14 protein-coding genes are annotated in these 15,212 nt (G+C 55.2%); 11 read left to right on the top strand and 3 right to left on the bottom strand.

What is annotated here, in order from left to right:
* The first annotated feature begins 41 nt into the window (after window positions 1-41).
* From TH3_RS19680 to TH3_RS19660, 5 genes are all read left to right on the top strand, one after another.
* On the top strand, window positions 42-1,127 hold the full coding sequence (locus TH3_RS19680) for an ABC transporter ATP-binding protein (RefSeq protein WP_007088635.1): 1,086 nt from the start codon (window positions 42-44) through the stop codon (window positions 1,125-1,127).
* A gap of 27 nt (window positions 1,128-1,154) precedes the next feature.
* Entirely contained in the window at window positions 1,155-2,471 is a 1,317-nt protein-coding gene (locus TH3_RS19675; RefSeq protein ID WP_007088636.1) for an ABC transporter substrate-binding protein, read from the top strand.
* A 98-nt stretch (window positions 2,472-2,569) separates the two neighbouring features.
* On the top strand, window positions 2,570-3,415 hold the full coding sequence (locus TH3_RS19670; protein ID WP_223304904.1) for an ABC transporter permease: 846 nt from the start codon (window positions 2,570-2,572) through the stop codon (window positions 3,413-3,415).
* A gap of 1 nt (window position 3,416) precedes the next feature.
* A complete protein-coding gene (locus TH3_RS19665) occupies window positions 3,417-4,244 on the top strand; it encodes an ABC transporter permease (RefSeq protein WP_007088638.1) in 828 nt (275 codons plus the stop codon).
* Complete coding sequence (locus TH3_RS19660) at window positions 4,241-4,996, top strand: aspartate/glutamate racemase family protein (protein WP_007088639.1); 756 nt, start codon at window positions 4,241-4,243, stop codon at window positions 4,994-4,996. Before TH3_RS19665 ends, TH3_RS19660 begins: the two co-directional genes overlap by 4 nt.
* Before the next feature lie 19 nt (window positions 4,997-5,015).
* On the opposite strand, the gene TH3_RS19655 is transcribed toward TH3_RS19660, so the two are convergent.
* Both TH3_RS19655 and TH3_RS19650 read right to left on the bottom strand, forming a co-directional pair.
* Window positions 5,016-5,687 carry a FadR/GntR family transcriptional regulator gene (locus tag TH3_RS19655; protein WP_007088640.1) on the bottom strand — a complete coding sequence of 224 codons (672 nt, stop codon included), beginning with the start codon at window positions 5,685-5,687 and terminating at the stop codon, window positions 5,016-5,018.
* A gap of 113 nt (window positions 5,688-5,800) precedes the next feature.
* Window positions 5,801-6,634 carry a sulfite exporter TauE/SafE family protein gene (locus TH3_RS19650; protein ID WP_007088641.1) on the bottom strand — a complete coding sequence of 278 codons (834 nt, stop codon included), beginning with the start codon at window positions 6,632-6,634 and terminating at the stop codon, window positions 5,801-5,803.
* Between the two features lie 238 nt (window positions 6,635-6,872).
* On the opposite strand from TH3_RS19650, the gene TH3_RS19645 reads away from it, so the two are divergent.
* From TH3_RS19645 to TH3_RS19630, 4 genes are read left to right on the top strand one after another with little or no spacing between them, the layout of a single operon-like run.
* The gene (locus tag TH3_RS19645) at window positions 6,873-7,817 is read left to right on the top strand and encodes a tripartite tricarboxylate transporter substrate binding protein (RefSeq protein ID WP_007088642.1); all 945 of its coding nucleotides are present in this window, start codon (window positions 6,873-6,875) and stop codon (window positions 7,815-7,817) included.
* Entirely contained in the window at window positions 7,814-8,365 is a 552-nt protein-coding gene (locus TH3_RS19640) for a tripartite tricarboxylate transporter TctB family protein (protein ID WP_007088643.1), read from the top strand. The genes TH3_RS19645 and TH3_RS19640 overlap by 4 nt, the downstream gene beginning before the upstream one ends.
* Before the next feature lie 17 nt (window positions 8,366-8,382).
* On the top strand, window positions 8,383-9,903 hold the full coding sequence (locus tag TH3_RS19635; protein WP_007088644.1) for a tripartite tricarboxylate transporter permease: 1,521 nt from the start codon (window positions 8,383-8,385) through the stop codon (window positions 9,901-9,903).
* An 18-nt stretch (window positions 9,904-9,921) separates the two neighbouring features.
* The gene (locus tag TH3_RS19630) at window positions 9,922-11,520 is read left to right on the top strand and encodes a gamma-glutamyltransferase family protein (protein WP_007088645.1); all 1,599 of its coding nucleotides are present in this window, start codon (window positions 9,922-9,924) and stop codon (window positions 11,518-11,520) included.
* 119 nt (window positions 11,521-11,639) lie between these two features.
* Here the strand turns inward: TH3_RS19630 and TH3_RS19625 are convergent, their stop codons facing one another.
* Complete coding sequence (locus TH3_RS19625; protein WP_007088646.1) at window positions 11,640-12,179, bottom strand: YHS domain-containing (seleno)protein; 540 nt, start codon at window positions 12,177-12,179, stop codon at window positions 11,640-11,642.
* A 116-nt stretch (window positions 12,180-12,295) separates the two neighbouring features.
* On the opposite strand from TH3_RS19625, the gene TH3_RS19620 reads away from it, so the two are divergent.
* Complete coding sequence (locus tag TH3_RS19620) at window positions 12,296-13,180, top strand: AraC family transcriptional regulator (RefSeq protein ID WP_007088647.1); 885 nt, start codon at window positions 12,296-12,298, stop codon at window positions 13,178-13,180.
* A gap of 247 nt (window positions 13,181-13,427) precedes the next feature.
* The gene (locus TH3_RS19615) at window positions 13,428-15,194 is read left to right on the top strand and encodes an OpgD/OpgG family glucan biosynthesis protein (RefSeq protein WP_139328070.1); all 1,767 of its coding nucleotides are present in this window, start codon (window positions 13,428-13,430) and stop codon (window positions 15,192-15,194) included.
* Window positions 15,195-15,212 lie beyond the last annotated feature (18 nt).

The following is a 15,212-nucleotide window of genomic DNA, read 5'->3' as shown; positions in this document are numbered from 1 at the left end:
ATGGATTGTTAACAATTTTGCATGCAGTAACGGGTGGGCGCATGAAGGGTAACGGGGCCATTGAGTTGATCGCTGTCAGTAAGCATTACGGCAGTACCATCGCAGTCAAATCGATCGACCTCAAGATACCGGCAGGGGCCTATTGCTGCCTGATTGGTCCATCCGGCTGCGGCAAAACCACGACATTGCGCATGATCGCCGGGCATGAGGTGATCAGCGAAGGTGATCTTCTGATCGGGGATCGCAATGTGACCGAGCTTCCGCCTGTCAAGCGCGGCACGGCGATGATGTTCCAGAATTATGCGTTGTTTCCGCATATGACCTGCATGGAAAATGTCGCGTTTGGTCTGCGGATGCAGGGCGTTTCCCCGGCAGAGCGCAACGAGCGGGCCAAGGAAATGCTGGCGCGTGTCCATATGGAAAAGTTTGCGGATCGCAAGCCCGATCAGCTTTCGGGTGGGCAGCAGCAGCGCATTGCGCTTGCACGGGCCTTGATCACGCAGCCCTCCGTCCTGTTGCTTGACGAGCCGCTTTCAGCGCTTGATCCGTTCCTGCGGGCGCGGATGCGCGATGAATTGCGCCGCCTTCAGCAGGAGCTTGGCATCACGTTTGTCCATGTCACCCATGCCCAGGACGAGGCGCTGGCGCTTTCGGATATGGTTGTTGTCATGGAAGACGGTGTCATTCGCCAGAAAGGCACGCCTGAGGAAATATTCAACAAGCCGCGTTCGCGCTTCATCGCCAATTTCATGGGCGGTCAGAATATCTTCAAGGGAACGGTTTCGGAAAGCAGCCCGGCGGGAACCCTTCTGAGCCGTGGTCCCGATAGTTTCTTCCTGCCCGGTTATGGCGGTGGTGCCACGGGCGAGGATCTTGAATTCACAATTCGTACCGACCTGATCGGACTGGGTGAAACAGCGCCCGGTGATGCCGAAAACGGTCAGATTCCCGTCGAAATCACAACGGTCGAGTATCTTGGCCTTTGGGTGCGGATTGTGGCGACGACCAATGACGGCAAGGAAATCACCCTGATGAAGACCGAAAGTGAATTTCGGCAGGCGCCCGTGCGCCGGAAGGAAAAGTTCATCGCCTATTGGAAACCCGAACACGCGCATGTTCTGGCCTAAAAAAACATCATTTATCAGGAGCTTCACATGACGACCGACAATTCCAAACCGACGAAAAGCCTGCTTTCGACCAAGGAAGTCACCCGCCGCGGTTTTGTTAAAGGGGCGGCTGCGACTGCCGGTGTCGCGATTGGTTCAGGTGCGATCACCGGTTTCCCGACCATCTGGGCGCAGAACATCAAGGATGTGACATTGCGCCAGTTCGGTACGGGTGTTTCAAACATCAACGCGGTTGCCGACAAGGTTAAGGAAGACCTTGGTTTCACGCTTCAGATGACGGCCCTTGATTCCGATGCGGTTGCGCAGCGTGCGGTCACCCAGCCGAAATCGTTTGATATTGCCGATATCGAATACTGGATCTGTAAAAAGGTTTTCCCGGCGGGCACCATGCAGCCGATGGATACCACCAAGCTTAAAAACTATCAGTATATCTCCAAGCTGTTCATCGATGGCAAACTGACCCCGGATTCCGAGATTGCACAGGGCACGGCACCGCACACGGTTGGCTTTGTTGAAGGTGCCGACAGTGTCGAATTTGCATCTGCACCGACCCAGTGGATGACCCTTGTCCCGACGATTTACAATGCGGATACGCTGGGCATTCGCCCCGACCTGATCGAACGTCCGATCAATAGCTGGGCCGATCTGCTTGACCCGGCCTTCAAGGGCAAGGCATCGATCCTGAATATTCCGTCCATCGGGATCATGGATGCCGCCATGGTTTGCGAAGCCATGGGCGAAATCACCTATGGTGACAAGGGCAACATGACCCAGGAAGAAATCGACAAGACGATTGCGATCATGATCGATGCCAAGAAAGCCGGTCAGTTCCGCGCCTTCTGGAAGAGCTTTGATGAGTCGGTCAACCTGATGGCATCGGGTGAAGTCGTGATCCAGTCGATGTGGTCGCCTGCCGTTGCCGCCGTTCGGTCCAAGGGCATTGCGTGCAAATACCAGCCGCTTAAGGAAGGGTATCGTGCATGGGGTGGTGGCATTGGTCTTGCCAAGCACCTGACCGGCCTCGAACTTGAGGCGGCGTATGAATATATCGACTGGTACCTGTCGGGCTGGGTCGGGGCGTATCTTAACCGTCAGGGTTATTACAGCGCCGCCCCGGCAACGGCACAGAAATTCATGTCCGAAGACGAATGGGGCTTCTGGATGGAAGGCAAGGAAGCCCAGGGCGATATCCTTAGCCCGGATGGCAAGGTCATGGAAAAGGCCGGTGCGGTTCGCGATGGCGGTTCGTACGAGGAACGCATGGGATCGGTTGCGTGCTGGAACTCTGTCATGGACGAGAACAAGCACATGGTCCGCAAGTGGAACGAATTCATTGCTGCCTAAGGGCATCTGAATTTGATCGGGCGCAGCTTTGGTTGCGCCCGATATCCTGATTTCTTTGATGATTTTTCCGGTTCAAAGGGCAGACAATGGCGTTTGATATGTCCAAACGATCGTCGTATTTCCTGATCTCGCCGATGGCGCTGATCTTTGCGATCTTTCTGGTCGTGCCGTTGCTGACGATTATTGTCGTCAGTTTCTGGGATTATGACGAATACCGCATTCTGCCCGACTTCATTTTTGAAAATTACAAATATCTGCTGGGGTCATCGGTGACCTGGCAGATTTACCTTAATACCTTCAAATATGCTGCCCTGACCTGGGGCTTCACGCTTCTGATCGGGTTCACGGTTGCCTATTTCCTGGCGTTTCATGTGCGCAGCCTGACATGGCAGATTGTCCTGTTCATGTTGTGCACGATCCCGTTCTGGACATCGAACATCATTCGCATGATTTCGTGGATTCCGTTTCTGGGGCGCAACGGGCTTTTGAATTCGGCCCTGATGGGGCTGGGGATTGTGGATGAACCGCTTGAATTCCTGCTGTTTTCGGATTTTGCGGTCGTTCTGGCGGATGTGCATCTTTACACCCTGTTTATGGTGGTGCCGATTTTCAATTCGATGATGCGCATTGACCGTTCCCTGATCGAGGCGGCGCGTGATGCCGGGGCATCGGGGTTTGAAACCCTGCGCCACGTGATTGTGCCGCTATCAAAGCCCGGTATTGCAATCGGTTCGATCTTTGTCATCACGGTCGTGATGGGGGATTTCATCACGGTGCGTTTGATGAGTGGCGGGCAGAGTGCGTCGGTCGGGCTTCAGATTTCCAATGAAATCGGGTTGCTGCAATATCCGGCGGCGGCGGCCAGTGCGGTGGTGCTTCTGGTGACCGTGCTTTTGATCGTGACGGCGTTGCTGCGCATGGTCGATATCAGGAAGGAGCTTTGAGATGGCGAAGACCCGTGAAAAGCGTCCGACAAGTTTCTATTTTCTGGCGGCTTTCTTTGCGCTGTTTGTGCTGTTTCTGTATGGGCCGATGCTGACGATCTTTATCCTGTCATTTCAGGGTGAAAATGGTGGTCTGACCTTCCCGATGAATGGGTTTTCGGCCCATTGGTTCGGCAACCTGTTTGAACAGCAGGCGGTCGGGGATTTTGGCGGATCGTTCCTGCGATCTCTCAAGCTTGGCCTGATTGTCATGTTGGTGACGGTTCTGGTGTCCTTCATGGCGGGGTTGGCGTTTCGCAAGCGGTTCAAGGGGGACAGCGTGATTTTCTATCTGGCGATTGCCAGCCTGATCGTGCCCTCGATCCTGATTTCGCTTGGCATCGGATTGCTGTTCAATATCGTGAGCTGGCAACCGCAATGGTTTACATCGGCCCTTGGCGCGCATCTGACATGGACCTTCCCGTTCGGGCTTCTGATCATGTTTGCCGTGTTTAACCGGTTTGATCCGTCCTATGAGGAAGCGGCGCGCGATCTGGGGGCGAGCAGTTGGCAAACCATCTGGCATATCGTTTTGCCGATGGTGGCCCCCAGCCTGATCGGGGTCGCGATGTTTTCCTTTACCCTGTCCTATGACGAGTTTGCCCGGACCCTGATGACGGCGGGCGCGCTTAATACCCTGCCGCTTGAGATTTACGGGATGACGACAAATGTGACGACACCGGTGCTTTATGCGCTGGGCACGGTGACGACGGGCTTTTCGTTTGTGGTGATTGCCATTGCGCTCGGTTCGGTCCTGATCCTGCGTCATCGCAAGGGGCAAAAGGCATGACCCGGATCGCGGTTATCAATCCCAATATGTCGGTCGGGTTTACCGAAAAGGTTGGTGCCCAAGCACGCCGTATTGTTGCAGCGGGGACCGAGGTTATGGCGCTTAATCCGCAATTCGGCCCGGCCAGTATTGAGGGTTACTATGACGAGGCATTTGCAAGTGTCGGATTGCTTGCCGCGATGCGCGGGCTTGAGGCAGACGGGGCATCGGGCGGGAAGATCAGCGGATATGTCGTGGCGTGTTTTGACGATACCGGTGTTGATGCCGCGCGCTGTTTGACCAAGGCACCGGTGATGGGGCTATGTGAGGCGGCCCTTCGGTTTGCGGCGATTGTTGCATCGCGCTTTGCCATTGTCACCCCGATGGCGGTATCGGTGCGGCCGCTTGAACATCTGGTGTCGAAATACGGGGCATCATCGCAATGTGTGGTGCGGGCGGCGGGTGTTCGCACACTCGATTTCGATGGCGAAAATGCGGATATGGCGTATCTGGCACTGAAAATGTCGGCGGAAAACTGCCTTGCCGAAGATGGTGCCGAGGCGATTGTTCTGGGTTGTGCCGGGATGACGGATATTGCTGAGCGTCTGCAGGCCGAGCTTGGCGTGCCGGTGATTGACGGGGTCAGTGCGGCGGTCAAGCTGATCGAGGCGATGGGGATGCTTGGGCTTCAGACCAGCAAGGCGGGGGCGTATGCCAGCCCGCCGGTGAAAACCTACGACGGGATATTTGCCGCATTTGCGCCGGTGGAGTGATCGACGATCAAATTTCCGGTCAGATTTGCTTTAACGCCTGTTCGACCTGAACCAGATGACGGCGCATGGCGTCTTCTGCGCGTTTGGGGTCGCGCTGTTCGATGGCATCGACGATTTCGCGATGCTGGGTGCTTAGGTCATTGATCAGGCGATCCGAATGGCTGCTTTCGCGCATGCGGGCCCATGCGGCTTCGCGCCGGACGGCACTGACGGCTTCGAACACTGCCAGAAACAGCGTGTTGCGGACACTTTCGGCCAGTTTCTGATGGAATGCCGCGTCCCATTTTTCATATTCGCCCTGATTTTGGGCCTTGGCGGCGTTTTCGACCATGGTGCGCATGGTGTCGATATCGGCCTGAGAGGCGCGAAGGGCGGCAAACCGGGCCATGGATGGCTCGATCTCCTGCCTGACTTCCATGATTTCAAACGGGCTTGTTCGGGTGGCCAGTCCTTCAAGCTTGCGCAGGCGTGGTGTGGGTGGGGTGCCGACAAAGGTGCCCTGACCCTGACGACGCCAGATCAGGCCATCAGATTCAAGCTGATCGAGTGCCTTGCGCAGCGCCCGACGCCCGACATCAAGCTGTTCGGCCAGTTCGCGTTCGGCGATGACGCGCCCGTCCTTGACGAATTCTCCCGCGGCAAAGCTTGTTCTCAGCTTTTCTGCCAAGTCCTGGGTTGCTATGTCATTCATGGCTTTTTTTATCGTTATCTGGACGTTTAAATCTTATCTGTTCCAAACCGTCGCCCGCGTTTTGCACCCTTGCGGTTTCATCGGTTCGGAACAGCATCAATCCCAATCAGATATCAGGAAATCAGATCATAGAACATGCGCAATGATGTGATGGCCAGAAACAGGCCAAAACAGATGCGCAGCGCCCGTCTCGGGATGGAATGTGCGATGCGTGCGCCAACCGGTGCGAAAAGAACCGTCATCGGGATCAGCAGGGCCGCGGCCAGAACGTTCACATAGCCCAGCGAGAAGGGCGGACGTCCGTCAACGCCGATGCCGGACATCGCATAACCGATGGTGCCGGGCAGGGCGATGATCAGGCCGATTGCGGCCGATGTGCCCACCGCACGGCGGATGTCATATCCAAGGAAGCTGAGCACCGGCACGCAGATCGTGCCGCCGCCGATCCCCATCATGGCCGACAGGCTGCCTGCGATGACGCCAAGAACGGCCCAGACGGATTTGGGCGGATTTTTCTGGGTATCGGTTTCGCGATCGCGGACCAGCATCATGTTGGCCGCGACCAGCAGGGCCACGACGGCAAAGACAATGGTCAGAACCCGGCCATCGGCAAAACCGCCAATCGCGGTGCCAATCAGGACACCGACGACAATTGCCGGGCCCCAGTGTTTGAGCAGGGCGATATCGACCGATCCCTTTTTGTAATGGCTTCGGGTGGATGAAATCGCGGTGGCGATAATCGTCGTTAACGAGGTGGCAACCGCAACCTGCATGCGCAGGCTTTCATCCACACCCATGGTGGTCAGGAAATGATACAGCACCGGCACAATGACGATGCCGCCGCCGACGCCCAGAAGCCCGGCCATGATGCCGCCAACGATGCCGGCAAACAGCATTGCTGCACCCCACAGCAGATACAGGCTCATGGTGCCTTCGATTTCAATCATGATGAACCAATCCAAACCAATAATGACTATCTAGGTGTATTGGTACTAACTCTGATTGGTCGTAGTTGGCAAATGTTTTGCGCTGTTAATCAGCTTAATCTGGCAATTAATCAGCATTAACCAGATTTAATAGTTGCGAACCAAATGCAAGAATGCCAACAATATGGCGACAAAATGAACAAACCAAATATAAATTGGTTCAGACTCAGGTATCAAATCTCATCAGGAGGCAGAACATATGTTCCGCAAGATTGCCGTAGCCGCCGGTTTGATGGCCGCTGCCTTTGCCGCACCCGCGCAGGCGCAGAGCTATCCCGAAAAACCGATTGAATTTATCGTGCCGTGGGGCCCGGGTGGTGGCAGTGACACGCTGATGCGTATCGTTGCCCAGGGCCTTACCGAAGAAACCGGTCAGGCCGTACCGGTTATCAACATGCCCGGCGTGGGTGGCAATGTCGGCCTTGCCGAATTCGCCAAACGCCCGGCAGATGGTTATACCATTTCGCAGATTCACGAAGGTCTTCTGGTATCGAACCAGACCGGGATTACCGAGCTTAACTGGGACAGCTTCATTCCGGTCGCGCTGGTGGCGTCCTCGCCGCAATATCTGACGCTGTCGAAGAACGACAATTTCTCGAACTTTGAAGAACTGGTTGCCTATGCCAAGGCGCATCCGGGTGCCGTTCGCGCCGGTGTGACGCTGGGCGGGATTCCGCATGTTCATATCGCGATGATCGAAGAAGCCATGGGGCTTCAGTTTTCCTATGTCGGTTACACCGATACGGGTGAGCGTATCCGCGCGCTGATGGGTGGCAACATCGATATTGCGATTGGCGATATTTCGTCGGCCAAGCAGTTCGTCGACAATGGTGATCTGATTTATGCAGCCGTTGGTACCGAGGAACGTACCGATGATGCACCGGACGTTCCGACGCTTAAGGAACTTGGCATGGATGCCGAGCTGGTGATCACGCGTGGTGTGGTTCTGCCGAAAGGGACGCCGCAGGAAACCGTTGATGCGCTTGAAGCCCATATCGAAAAGGTCATGCAGCGCGAAGACGTGATCAAGCTGATGAAAAATGCTGGTGCCGATCCGGTGTTCTATGGTCAGGAAAAATACAGCGCCTATCTTGAAAAGCTTAACGCGACCATCGCGAAGCTTGTAGGCAAGCTCGAAGGATGACCGTCAAGGTGACGGAGGCAGCAGCAGCGGATACAGGTGTATCCGCTGCTTCGCGCGCCCGCACCGAATTGGCGCGGCTGATCTCCTATATCGTTTTTGGTGGCGTTTCTGTTGTTCTGTCCTCGATGGCGGCCGGTTTGCCGACGTCACGCTGGGAACCGCTGGGGGCGGGCACCTTCCCGAAACTTGTCTTTGCGCTGCTGGCGGTGCTTTGCCTGATTGCTGCTATTCGCTCGATCATTGAAATCGTGCGGGCTGGGGGCCTTGCGGGTGTGGGGGCTGCCTTTACCCAGTGGCTTTATGTGCGTCGGGTATCCATCGGCCTGTTTGCGCTGTTTGCGGTTTATCTTGGCGTTCTGCCGTGGACCGGGTTCTCGCTTGCGAGTTTTGTCTTTTTGCTGATTGCGCAGTTGATGATCGCGGGTGTTTCGCGACGAACCGTCATTCAGTCCATCATCGCCGCCCTGATTTTTTCGGTCGGGTTGAACCTGCTGTTTGCAGAAGTTTTCAATGTGTTCTTACCGCGCGGCGTTCTGTTCGCGGGTTAGGCGGGAAAGTTTAAATTATGCTGGATGCGTTTCTTGCCGGGGCCCATCAGGTATTTGCCTTTGATACCCTGACATACATGCTGATCGGGTCGGTTGCCGGGATTGTTGCCGCGGCCATCCCCGGTTTTACCGTGACAATGGCAATCATTCTGACCCTGCCGCTGACCTTTGCGATGGAACCATTGCAGGGTGTTTCGGTGATGCTGTCGGTTTATGTCGGTGGGTATACCGGTGGCCTGATCAGTGCCGCCCTTCTGGGCATTCCCGGAACACCAAGTTCGGTTGCCACGACCTTTGATGCCTTTCCGATGGCGCGCAAGGGGGAACCGGGCCGGGCCCTTTCACTGGGTGTATGGGCATCGTTCTTCGGGACGGTGATTTCGACCATCGTTCTGATCGTGGCCGCCCCGCCGCTGGCACTGATTGCGGTCAAGCTTGGCCCGTGGGAATATTTCGCGCTGATCGTCTTTGCACTGACGATTGTCGCAAGCCTTGTCGGAAACTCGTTAATCCGTGGTTTGATCGCGGGCGTCATTGGCCTTGGCATTGCGACCATCGGCCCGGACCCGATGATGGGCAAATCGCGCCTGACCTTTGACACCGATCTTCTGATGCCGGGCTTGCCGTTCCTTGTGGTGCTGATTGGTATTTTCGCGATCAGCCAGCTTCTGAGCGAAGTCGAAATTCATGGCAAGAAGGCCAATCAGGCACTGATCCCCGATGTCATCGACTTCAAGACATGGAAAGTCATGCGCGAAGTCCTGATGGCGCCGGTCAATCTGTTCCGGTCATCGATGATCGGGGTGCTGATTGGGGCCCTGCCCGGTGCGGGTGGATCCATCGCCAACCTGCTGGCCTATGATCAGGCCAAACGCAGTTCCAAAAATCCGGAAAAATTCGGTGAAGGCTGTGCCGATGGTGTGGTTGCGTCCGAGGCAGGGAATTCTGCCACGGCGGGTGGTGGTCTGATCCCGATGATTGCGCTTGGCATTCCGGGGTCTGCGGTTGATGCTATTCTGATGGCGTCGCTTATGGTGCACGGCATTTCAGTCGGCCCGCGCCTGATCATGGATCATGCCGATCTGGCCTATGGCATGTTCATTGCCATGATCGTTTCAAGCCTGATGATGCTGGTGGTGTGTGTTGCTTCCATGCGCCTGTTCCTGCGGGTGACCGACATTCCCAAACAGTTCATCGTGCCGACCGTCATCATTTGCTGCGTTATTGGGGCGTTTGCGCTTAATAACCGTGTGACGGACCTGTATCTTCTGGGGATTATCGGGTTGGTTGGCTATGGCCTTAAATGCCTTGATTATCCGCTGGCACCGCTGGTGCTGGGTGTGATCCTGGGGCCGATTGCCGAAACCAATTTACGCCGCGCATTGATGAGTGATCCCGACTGGATGACTTTCTTTACCCGACCGATTTCAGCCGTCCTTCTGGCGGCAGCGTTGCTGTCGGTTATCTTCAGTGTCCGTTCCATCCTTAAAATGCGCAAAAAGAACCGTCCCGCCACCGATGAACAGGACGGCGATTAAGCCGATCAGGAGACTCCAATGAAACTTCGTCATGACGCGCTTTATGCCTCACGCCGCTCGCCGGTGCTTGCGCGCAATGTTGTATCGACATCCCAGCCATTGGCCGCACAGGCCGGTTTGCGCATGTTGCTGGCGGGCGGAAATGCCGCCGATGCTGCATTGGCTTCTGCCATCGCATTGACGGTGCTTGAGCCGACCGGCAACGGGCTTGGTTCGGATGCCTATGCGATCATCTGGGATGGCAAGGAGCTGCATGGCCTTAATGCATCGGGTCGTGCGCCTGCGGCATGGTCGCCGGAACGCTTTGCCGGGGCGGATGCCATGCCGCAGCGCGGCTGGGAATCTGTGACCGTACCGGGGGCGGTTTCGGCCTGGCGCGAAATTTCCGACAAGTTCGGCAAATTGCCGTTTGAAAAACTGTTCGAGCCAGCCATCGAATATGCCAGCCGTGGTTTTGCCGTATCGCCGATCATTGCAACCCTTTGGGAAAAGGGCGGCAATCTTTTGGGCAAGCAACCGGGCTTTGCCGAGGCGTTTCTGCCCGGTGGCAAGGCACCGAAGGCGGGTGAATTGTTCATCAACCGTGCGATTGCGGAAAGCCTGACAGATATTGCCGAAACCGGTGGCGAGAGTTTCTATCGCGGGCGGCTGGCGGCCAAAATTGCGGCTTTTGCCAAGGAAAATGGTGCGGTGCTTACCGAGGATGATCTTGGCAATCATAAAACCGACTGGGTTGGAACGATTTCGCAAAGCTTTGGCAAGGTCAAGCTGCATGAAATCCCGCCAAACGGACAGGGCATTTCAGCCCTGATTGCGCTTGGTATTTTGCGTCATACCAACATTGCCGATCATGCACCGGACTCGGTCGAGGCCCTGCATCTTGAGATCGAGGCGATGAAGCTCGCCTTTGCGGATATGCATGAATATGTCGCCGATCTGGATCACATGCGTGACGTGACGGTCGAACATCTGCTGTCCGATGATTATCTGAAATCGCGTGCGGCATTGATTGATGCCAACAAGGCGCAGGATTTCAAGGCCGGTGCGCCCAAGCATGGTGGCACGGTCTATGTCACGGCGGCGGATGAAAGCGGCATGATGGTGTCGTTCATCCAGTCGAACTATATGGGTTTCGGGTCCGGTGTTGTCGTGCCGGGCACATCGATCAGCCTGCAAAACCGTGGTTTCGGTTTCACCCTGAAAGATGGTCATCCCAATCAGGTGGCAGGCGGAAAACGCCCGTTCCAGACGATTATTCCGGGTTTCCTGATGGGGGACGACGGCAACCCGGTCATGAGCTTTGGCGTGATGGGCGGCCCGATGCAGTCACAGGGCCATTTGCAGATGACGCTTCGCACCCAGCTTTGGGGGCAGGACCCGCAAACGGCGGCAGATGCGCCGCGCTGGCAGGCGCTTTCCGGGCTTGAGGTTGCCGTTGAGTCCTCGGTCGGGGCTGATGTGATTGATTCCCTGAAAGCCAAGGGGCATGCGATCAAGGTTGAGGCCCCCGACAGCACCAATTTCGGTTTTGGCGGAGCGCAGCTTATTGCGAAAACCGATGCCGGATATGTTGCCGGTTCTGATCCGCGAAAAGACGGTTGTGCCGTCGGTTACTAGTACGGGATTTGTTTTCAGGTCGGCATTCGCAGTCATCTGAAATTAAACGGGCCGGTTCATGACGTGAACCGGCCCGTTTCCGTTCATGGCCAAAAAAGATCAGGAACCGTATTTCGGTATTACTGGGCGCCAATCGTCAGGTTTTTGGGTGCCATTGCTTCGTCGGCAAGTTTTGCGTCTTCGATAGAACGGATGATATCCCAGTTGTGATCAGCACCCCGGACGAAGCCCGGAATATCTGCCAGCCAGCGTGCCTGAATTTCTTTGTTCAGGTTGAGATAAAGCTTGTTATCCACAATCCGCCATGCGGTCGGATCACCATCAAATTTGCGGCCCATCGCGGTACCGAATGCACAGAAACCGCCATATTGCGGTGCATATTTTTCCGGATCAGCATTAAATTGATCACGATTTTCCGCGCTGGCAAAACGATATTTCGCGCCGTCATGTTCAGCGACAAAATCAGAATTTCCCAAGGTTGGACTGCCAACCGTGAAATAAGCCACGGGGTCATAGCCATGCAAGGCATAGCCTTCGACAATATTGACTTCCTGTGCGGCGATGGCGGGGCTTGCGAATGAGGCGATGCCAGCGATTGCGGTGACGCCAATTGCAAGCGTAAGTGCGGCAGTCCGAAGATTGAATTTACGGTTCGTCATTGAGGTTCTCCTTCCCGGTCGATCACCGGCTTGTGACTGGCCGGTTATCGATAATGTGAGGCATCAAGAAATGGCCTTGAAATCCTGAGACAAGCTAGCAGCGGGGGAGTGACTTGTTGTCTGAACAAACGCGCAATTTGTCTGAACGAGATATTCTGTCCGACGTTTTTGGTGTGAACCATCCGCGTGGAAATGCGTTTTTCACCGGAACTTTGTGTGGTCGCAGCGATCATCAGGGGCGAGATGACAAGCCGCTTATTCAACAGGGCATATTGCATGTTTTGCGTAGCGGCTCGGTTCGTGTGTTCATAGATGGTCGTCAGACACATTTTCTGGATCGTCCGGGATTGATCCTTTTTGGAAAAGCTACCCGCCATGAGATTGAAACCCCGAAAACGGGATCGGGCATCGTATGCGCGAATTTGCTTTTTCATGATGCTGGACCCGGTCCGGCCCTGCTTGGGATTCCTGATTGCCTTGTCCTGACATTTGATGAGATGCCGGGGCTGGAAATGATCACCGGGCAGCTTTTTAACGAAGCTTTTGAGATTCAGCCGGGGACGCGAACAGCCGTCAATCTCCTGATTGATCTGTTATTCCTGATGGTGATGCGACATTGCCAAAAGCATGGATTGATGCGCGCGGGTATCCTATCTGCTTTGCGTGATCCAAGAATTTCGCGTGTCGTTGGGGCACTTTACAATCGTCCGGGGCACGGTTGGTCGGTTGAAAGTCAGGCGGAGCTGGCAGGCATGTCGCGTGCGGCTTTTGCGCAGTTATTCAGAGATTTGCTTGGAATATCTCCCGGGGAATTTTTGCAAACCATCCGCCTTGAGCGCGCCCATGCGCTTTTGCAGGCGGGGCAGCGTTTGCAATTCGTCGCGGGCGAGGTCGGGTATCGCAGTTCGACAGCACTTGCGCGGGCTATTTTGCAGAAATACGGCGTATCACCCAGAATGTTGCAGGGTGATTTAAAGACCGCGTCTGTGGCGATCCGTTAATCATTGCACCGCATAAAATTTTTTCTTTCTAGTCAAGCTGGAAATCACTGCTTTCCAGCATGATAGCCCATGCAAAAATGCCGCTTTGAGACTGGTCAGGACAGGCGTAAAGACGCGCGATACGGAATTTGAAATGCTGGCAGCACCGGATTCTTATCAATATGCTGTCACATTGCTGCCCCGTTCTTTAAGCAAAACATCTTTGGCGGGAAATTCGCCGATCAGTTGGAAAACTCAGACGGGAAATATGTACAGATTTCAAAAGCGTGTCACCAGTGTCTCGGTTCATGCTCTGCTTGCGGTTGCGCTGGCGGGGTTTTTAACGTTTGGGGCGAGTGGCCCGGTACACGCGCAGGATAGCAGCACCACGACCGAAACTTCGTCAGGCGAGCAGCCTGCTGTACCCGTACAGGCCGAGACGGCCAGCCCGGCAGCAGAAAGCACAGAGCCGGCGGCGGATAGTGCCCAAACCCCTGCTGATAATTCTGCTGAAAATCCTGTGCAACCTGCTGAGGGTGCGGCGGCGCCAGAGACGGTTGAAAAACCGGCGGTTTCCGTGCCAGTGGCCTTTGATCCCGCACAGGTGATCGAGCGGGCGCGCAATCTTGCAAAGCAACCGTTCGAGAATCCGCATCGTGAGCTGCCCGAAGCACTGGCAAATCTTAGCTCCGATAATTATGCGAAGATCCGATTTAAATCCGAGAAGGCATTTTTCAGTCAGGCGAATTCGGGTTTCGCACTGGACCTTTATCATCCGGGCAACATGTATGACGTGCCGGTTGCCATAAACCTTATTCGTGAAGGTCAGGTGCAGGCTGTTCCCTATTCTGCCGGATTGTTCGATTTTGGCGAGACCGGCCTTTCGGGTAATGATTTCTCCACACAGGGATATGCCGGTTTCCGTCTGCGGTATCCGTTGGGGAATGTTGCAGGCAGTGACGAACTGGCGACCTTCCTTGGCGCTTCCTATTTCCGCATTCTGGGGCGTGATCAGGTTGCCGGGCAGATGGCACGCGGCCTGACCATTGATCTTGCCGGTCCGTCCGGCGAAGAAATTCCGGTGTTTCGTGAATTCTGGATCGTGGCGCCCAAACAAGGCGAGCGCACGATCACGGTATTTGCGCTTCTTGATAGCGTGCGCGTAACCGGTGCCTATCGGTTTGATATTCGCCCGGGTAACAACAGCAAAGTCGATGTCAGCAGCACCCTGTTTTTCCGCGATCGTGTCGAAAAGATCGGCCTTGCGCCATTGAACAGCATGTTCCTTTATGGCGAACAGAAGCGCCGCCGCCTTGATGATTATCGTGGTGAAGTTCATTCAAGTGATGGTCTTTTGATCAATAACGGTAAAAATGAATGGCTTTGGCGGCCGCTTGATAATCCGGCAAATCTGCAAATCAGTTCGTTCCTGGATGAAAATCCGCGCGGCTTCGGGCTTTTGCAGCGTGACCGGAACTTTGACCATTATCAGGATCTCGATACCCGTTTCGATCAGCAGCCGGGATATTGGGTGACGCCAAAAGGCGATTGGGGCAAAGGGCATGTCGAACTGGTCGAGATACCAAGCCCGAGCGAAGGTAACGACAATATTGTCGCCTTCTGGGTCCCGCAGAACAAGCCCGAGGCGGGAACCGAGCTGACATTCGAATATAAGATTGCGGCAACACAGGATGGAAGCGACCTGCACAAGCTGTCACAGGCGACAGATACGCGCATCATGCGTATCCAGTCTGAGGGTGATGACGCGCAGGCGGCAACCCGTTTCATCCTGAATTTTGCCGGTGAAGAGCTTGAATATTATCTGGCTGACCTCGACAATCTTAAAGCCAATATCAGCGCGTCCAATGCCGAAATACGTAATGTCCGTATCATGAAGGATTCGGAAAACGGTGGGGTTCGCGTGATCTTTGATCTGATTGGGACAGGTGATGCCCAAAGTTCAAATTTACGGGCCTTCCTGCAATATGACGACAGGGTGCTGAGTGAAACCTGGACAATGCCGTGGGTGTTTTAACGCCTTTGGCCCCAATCC

This window comes from Thalassospira xiamenensis M-5 = DSM 17429 (assembly GCF_000300235.2).
Taxonomy (GTDB): Bacteria; Pseudomonadota; Alphaproteobacteria; order Rhodospirillales; family Thalassospiraceae; genus Thalassospira; species Thalassospira xiamenensis.
Note: the sequence above shows the minus strand (reverse complement) of the source record. Positions and strands in the feature narration are given on the sequence as shown.

Bases quoted from the DNA above. Each gene is read 5' to 3' on its own strand.
- TH3_RS19680 (WP_007088635.1), top strand. From the start codon at position 42: ATGAAGGGTAACGGGGCCATTGAGTTGATCGCTGTCAGTAAGCATTAC.
- TH3_RS19675 (WP_007088636.1), top strand. From the start codon at position 1,155: ATGACGACCGACAATTCCAAACCGACGAAAAGCCTGCTTTCGACCAAG.
- TH3_RS19670 (WP_223304904.1), top strand. From the start codon at position 2,570: ATGTCCAAACGATCGTCGTATTTCCTGATCTCGCCGATGGCGCTGATC.
- TH3_RS19665 (WP_007088638.1), top strand. From the start codon at position 3,417: ATGGCGAAGACCCGTGAAAAGCGTCCGACAAGTTTCTATTTTCTGGCG.
- TH3_RS19660 (WP_007088639.1), top strand. From the start codon at position 4,241: ATGACCCGGATCGCGGTTATCAATCCCAATATGTCGGTCGGGTTTACC.
- TH3_RS19655 (WP_007088640.1), bottom strand. From the start codon at position 5,687: ATGAATGACATAGCAACCCAGGACTTGGCAGAAAAGCTGAGAACAAGC.
- TH3_RS19650 (WP_007088641.1), bottom strand. From the start codon at position 6,634: ATGATTGAAATCGAAGGCACCATGAGCCTGTATCTGCTGTGGGGTGCA.
- TH3_RS19645 (WP_007088642.1), top strand. From the start codon at position 6,873: ATGTTCCGCAAGATTGCCGTAGCCGCCGGTTTGATGGCCGCTGCCTTT.
- TH3_RS19640 (WP_007088643.1), top strand. From the start codon at position 7,814: ATGACCGTCAAGGTGACGGAGGCAGCAGCAGCGGATACAGGTGTATCC.
- TH3_RS19635 (WP_007088644.1), top strand. From the start codon at position 8,383: ATGCTGGATGCGTTTCTTGCCGGGGCCCATCAGGTATTTGCCTTTGAT.
- TH3_RS19630 (WP_007088645.1), top strand. From the start codon at position 9,922: ATGAAACTTCGTCATGACGCGCTTTATGCCTCACGCCGCTCGCCGGTG.
- TH3_RS19625 (WP_007088646.1), bottom strand. From the start codon at position 12,179: ATGACGAACCGTAAATTCAATCTTCGGACTGCCGCACTTACGCTTGCA.
- TH3_RS19615 (WP_139328070.1), top strand. From the start codon at position 13,428: ATGTACAGATTTCAAAAGCGTGTCACCAGTGTCTCGGTTCATGCTCTG.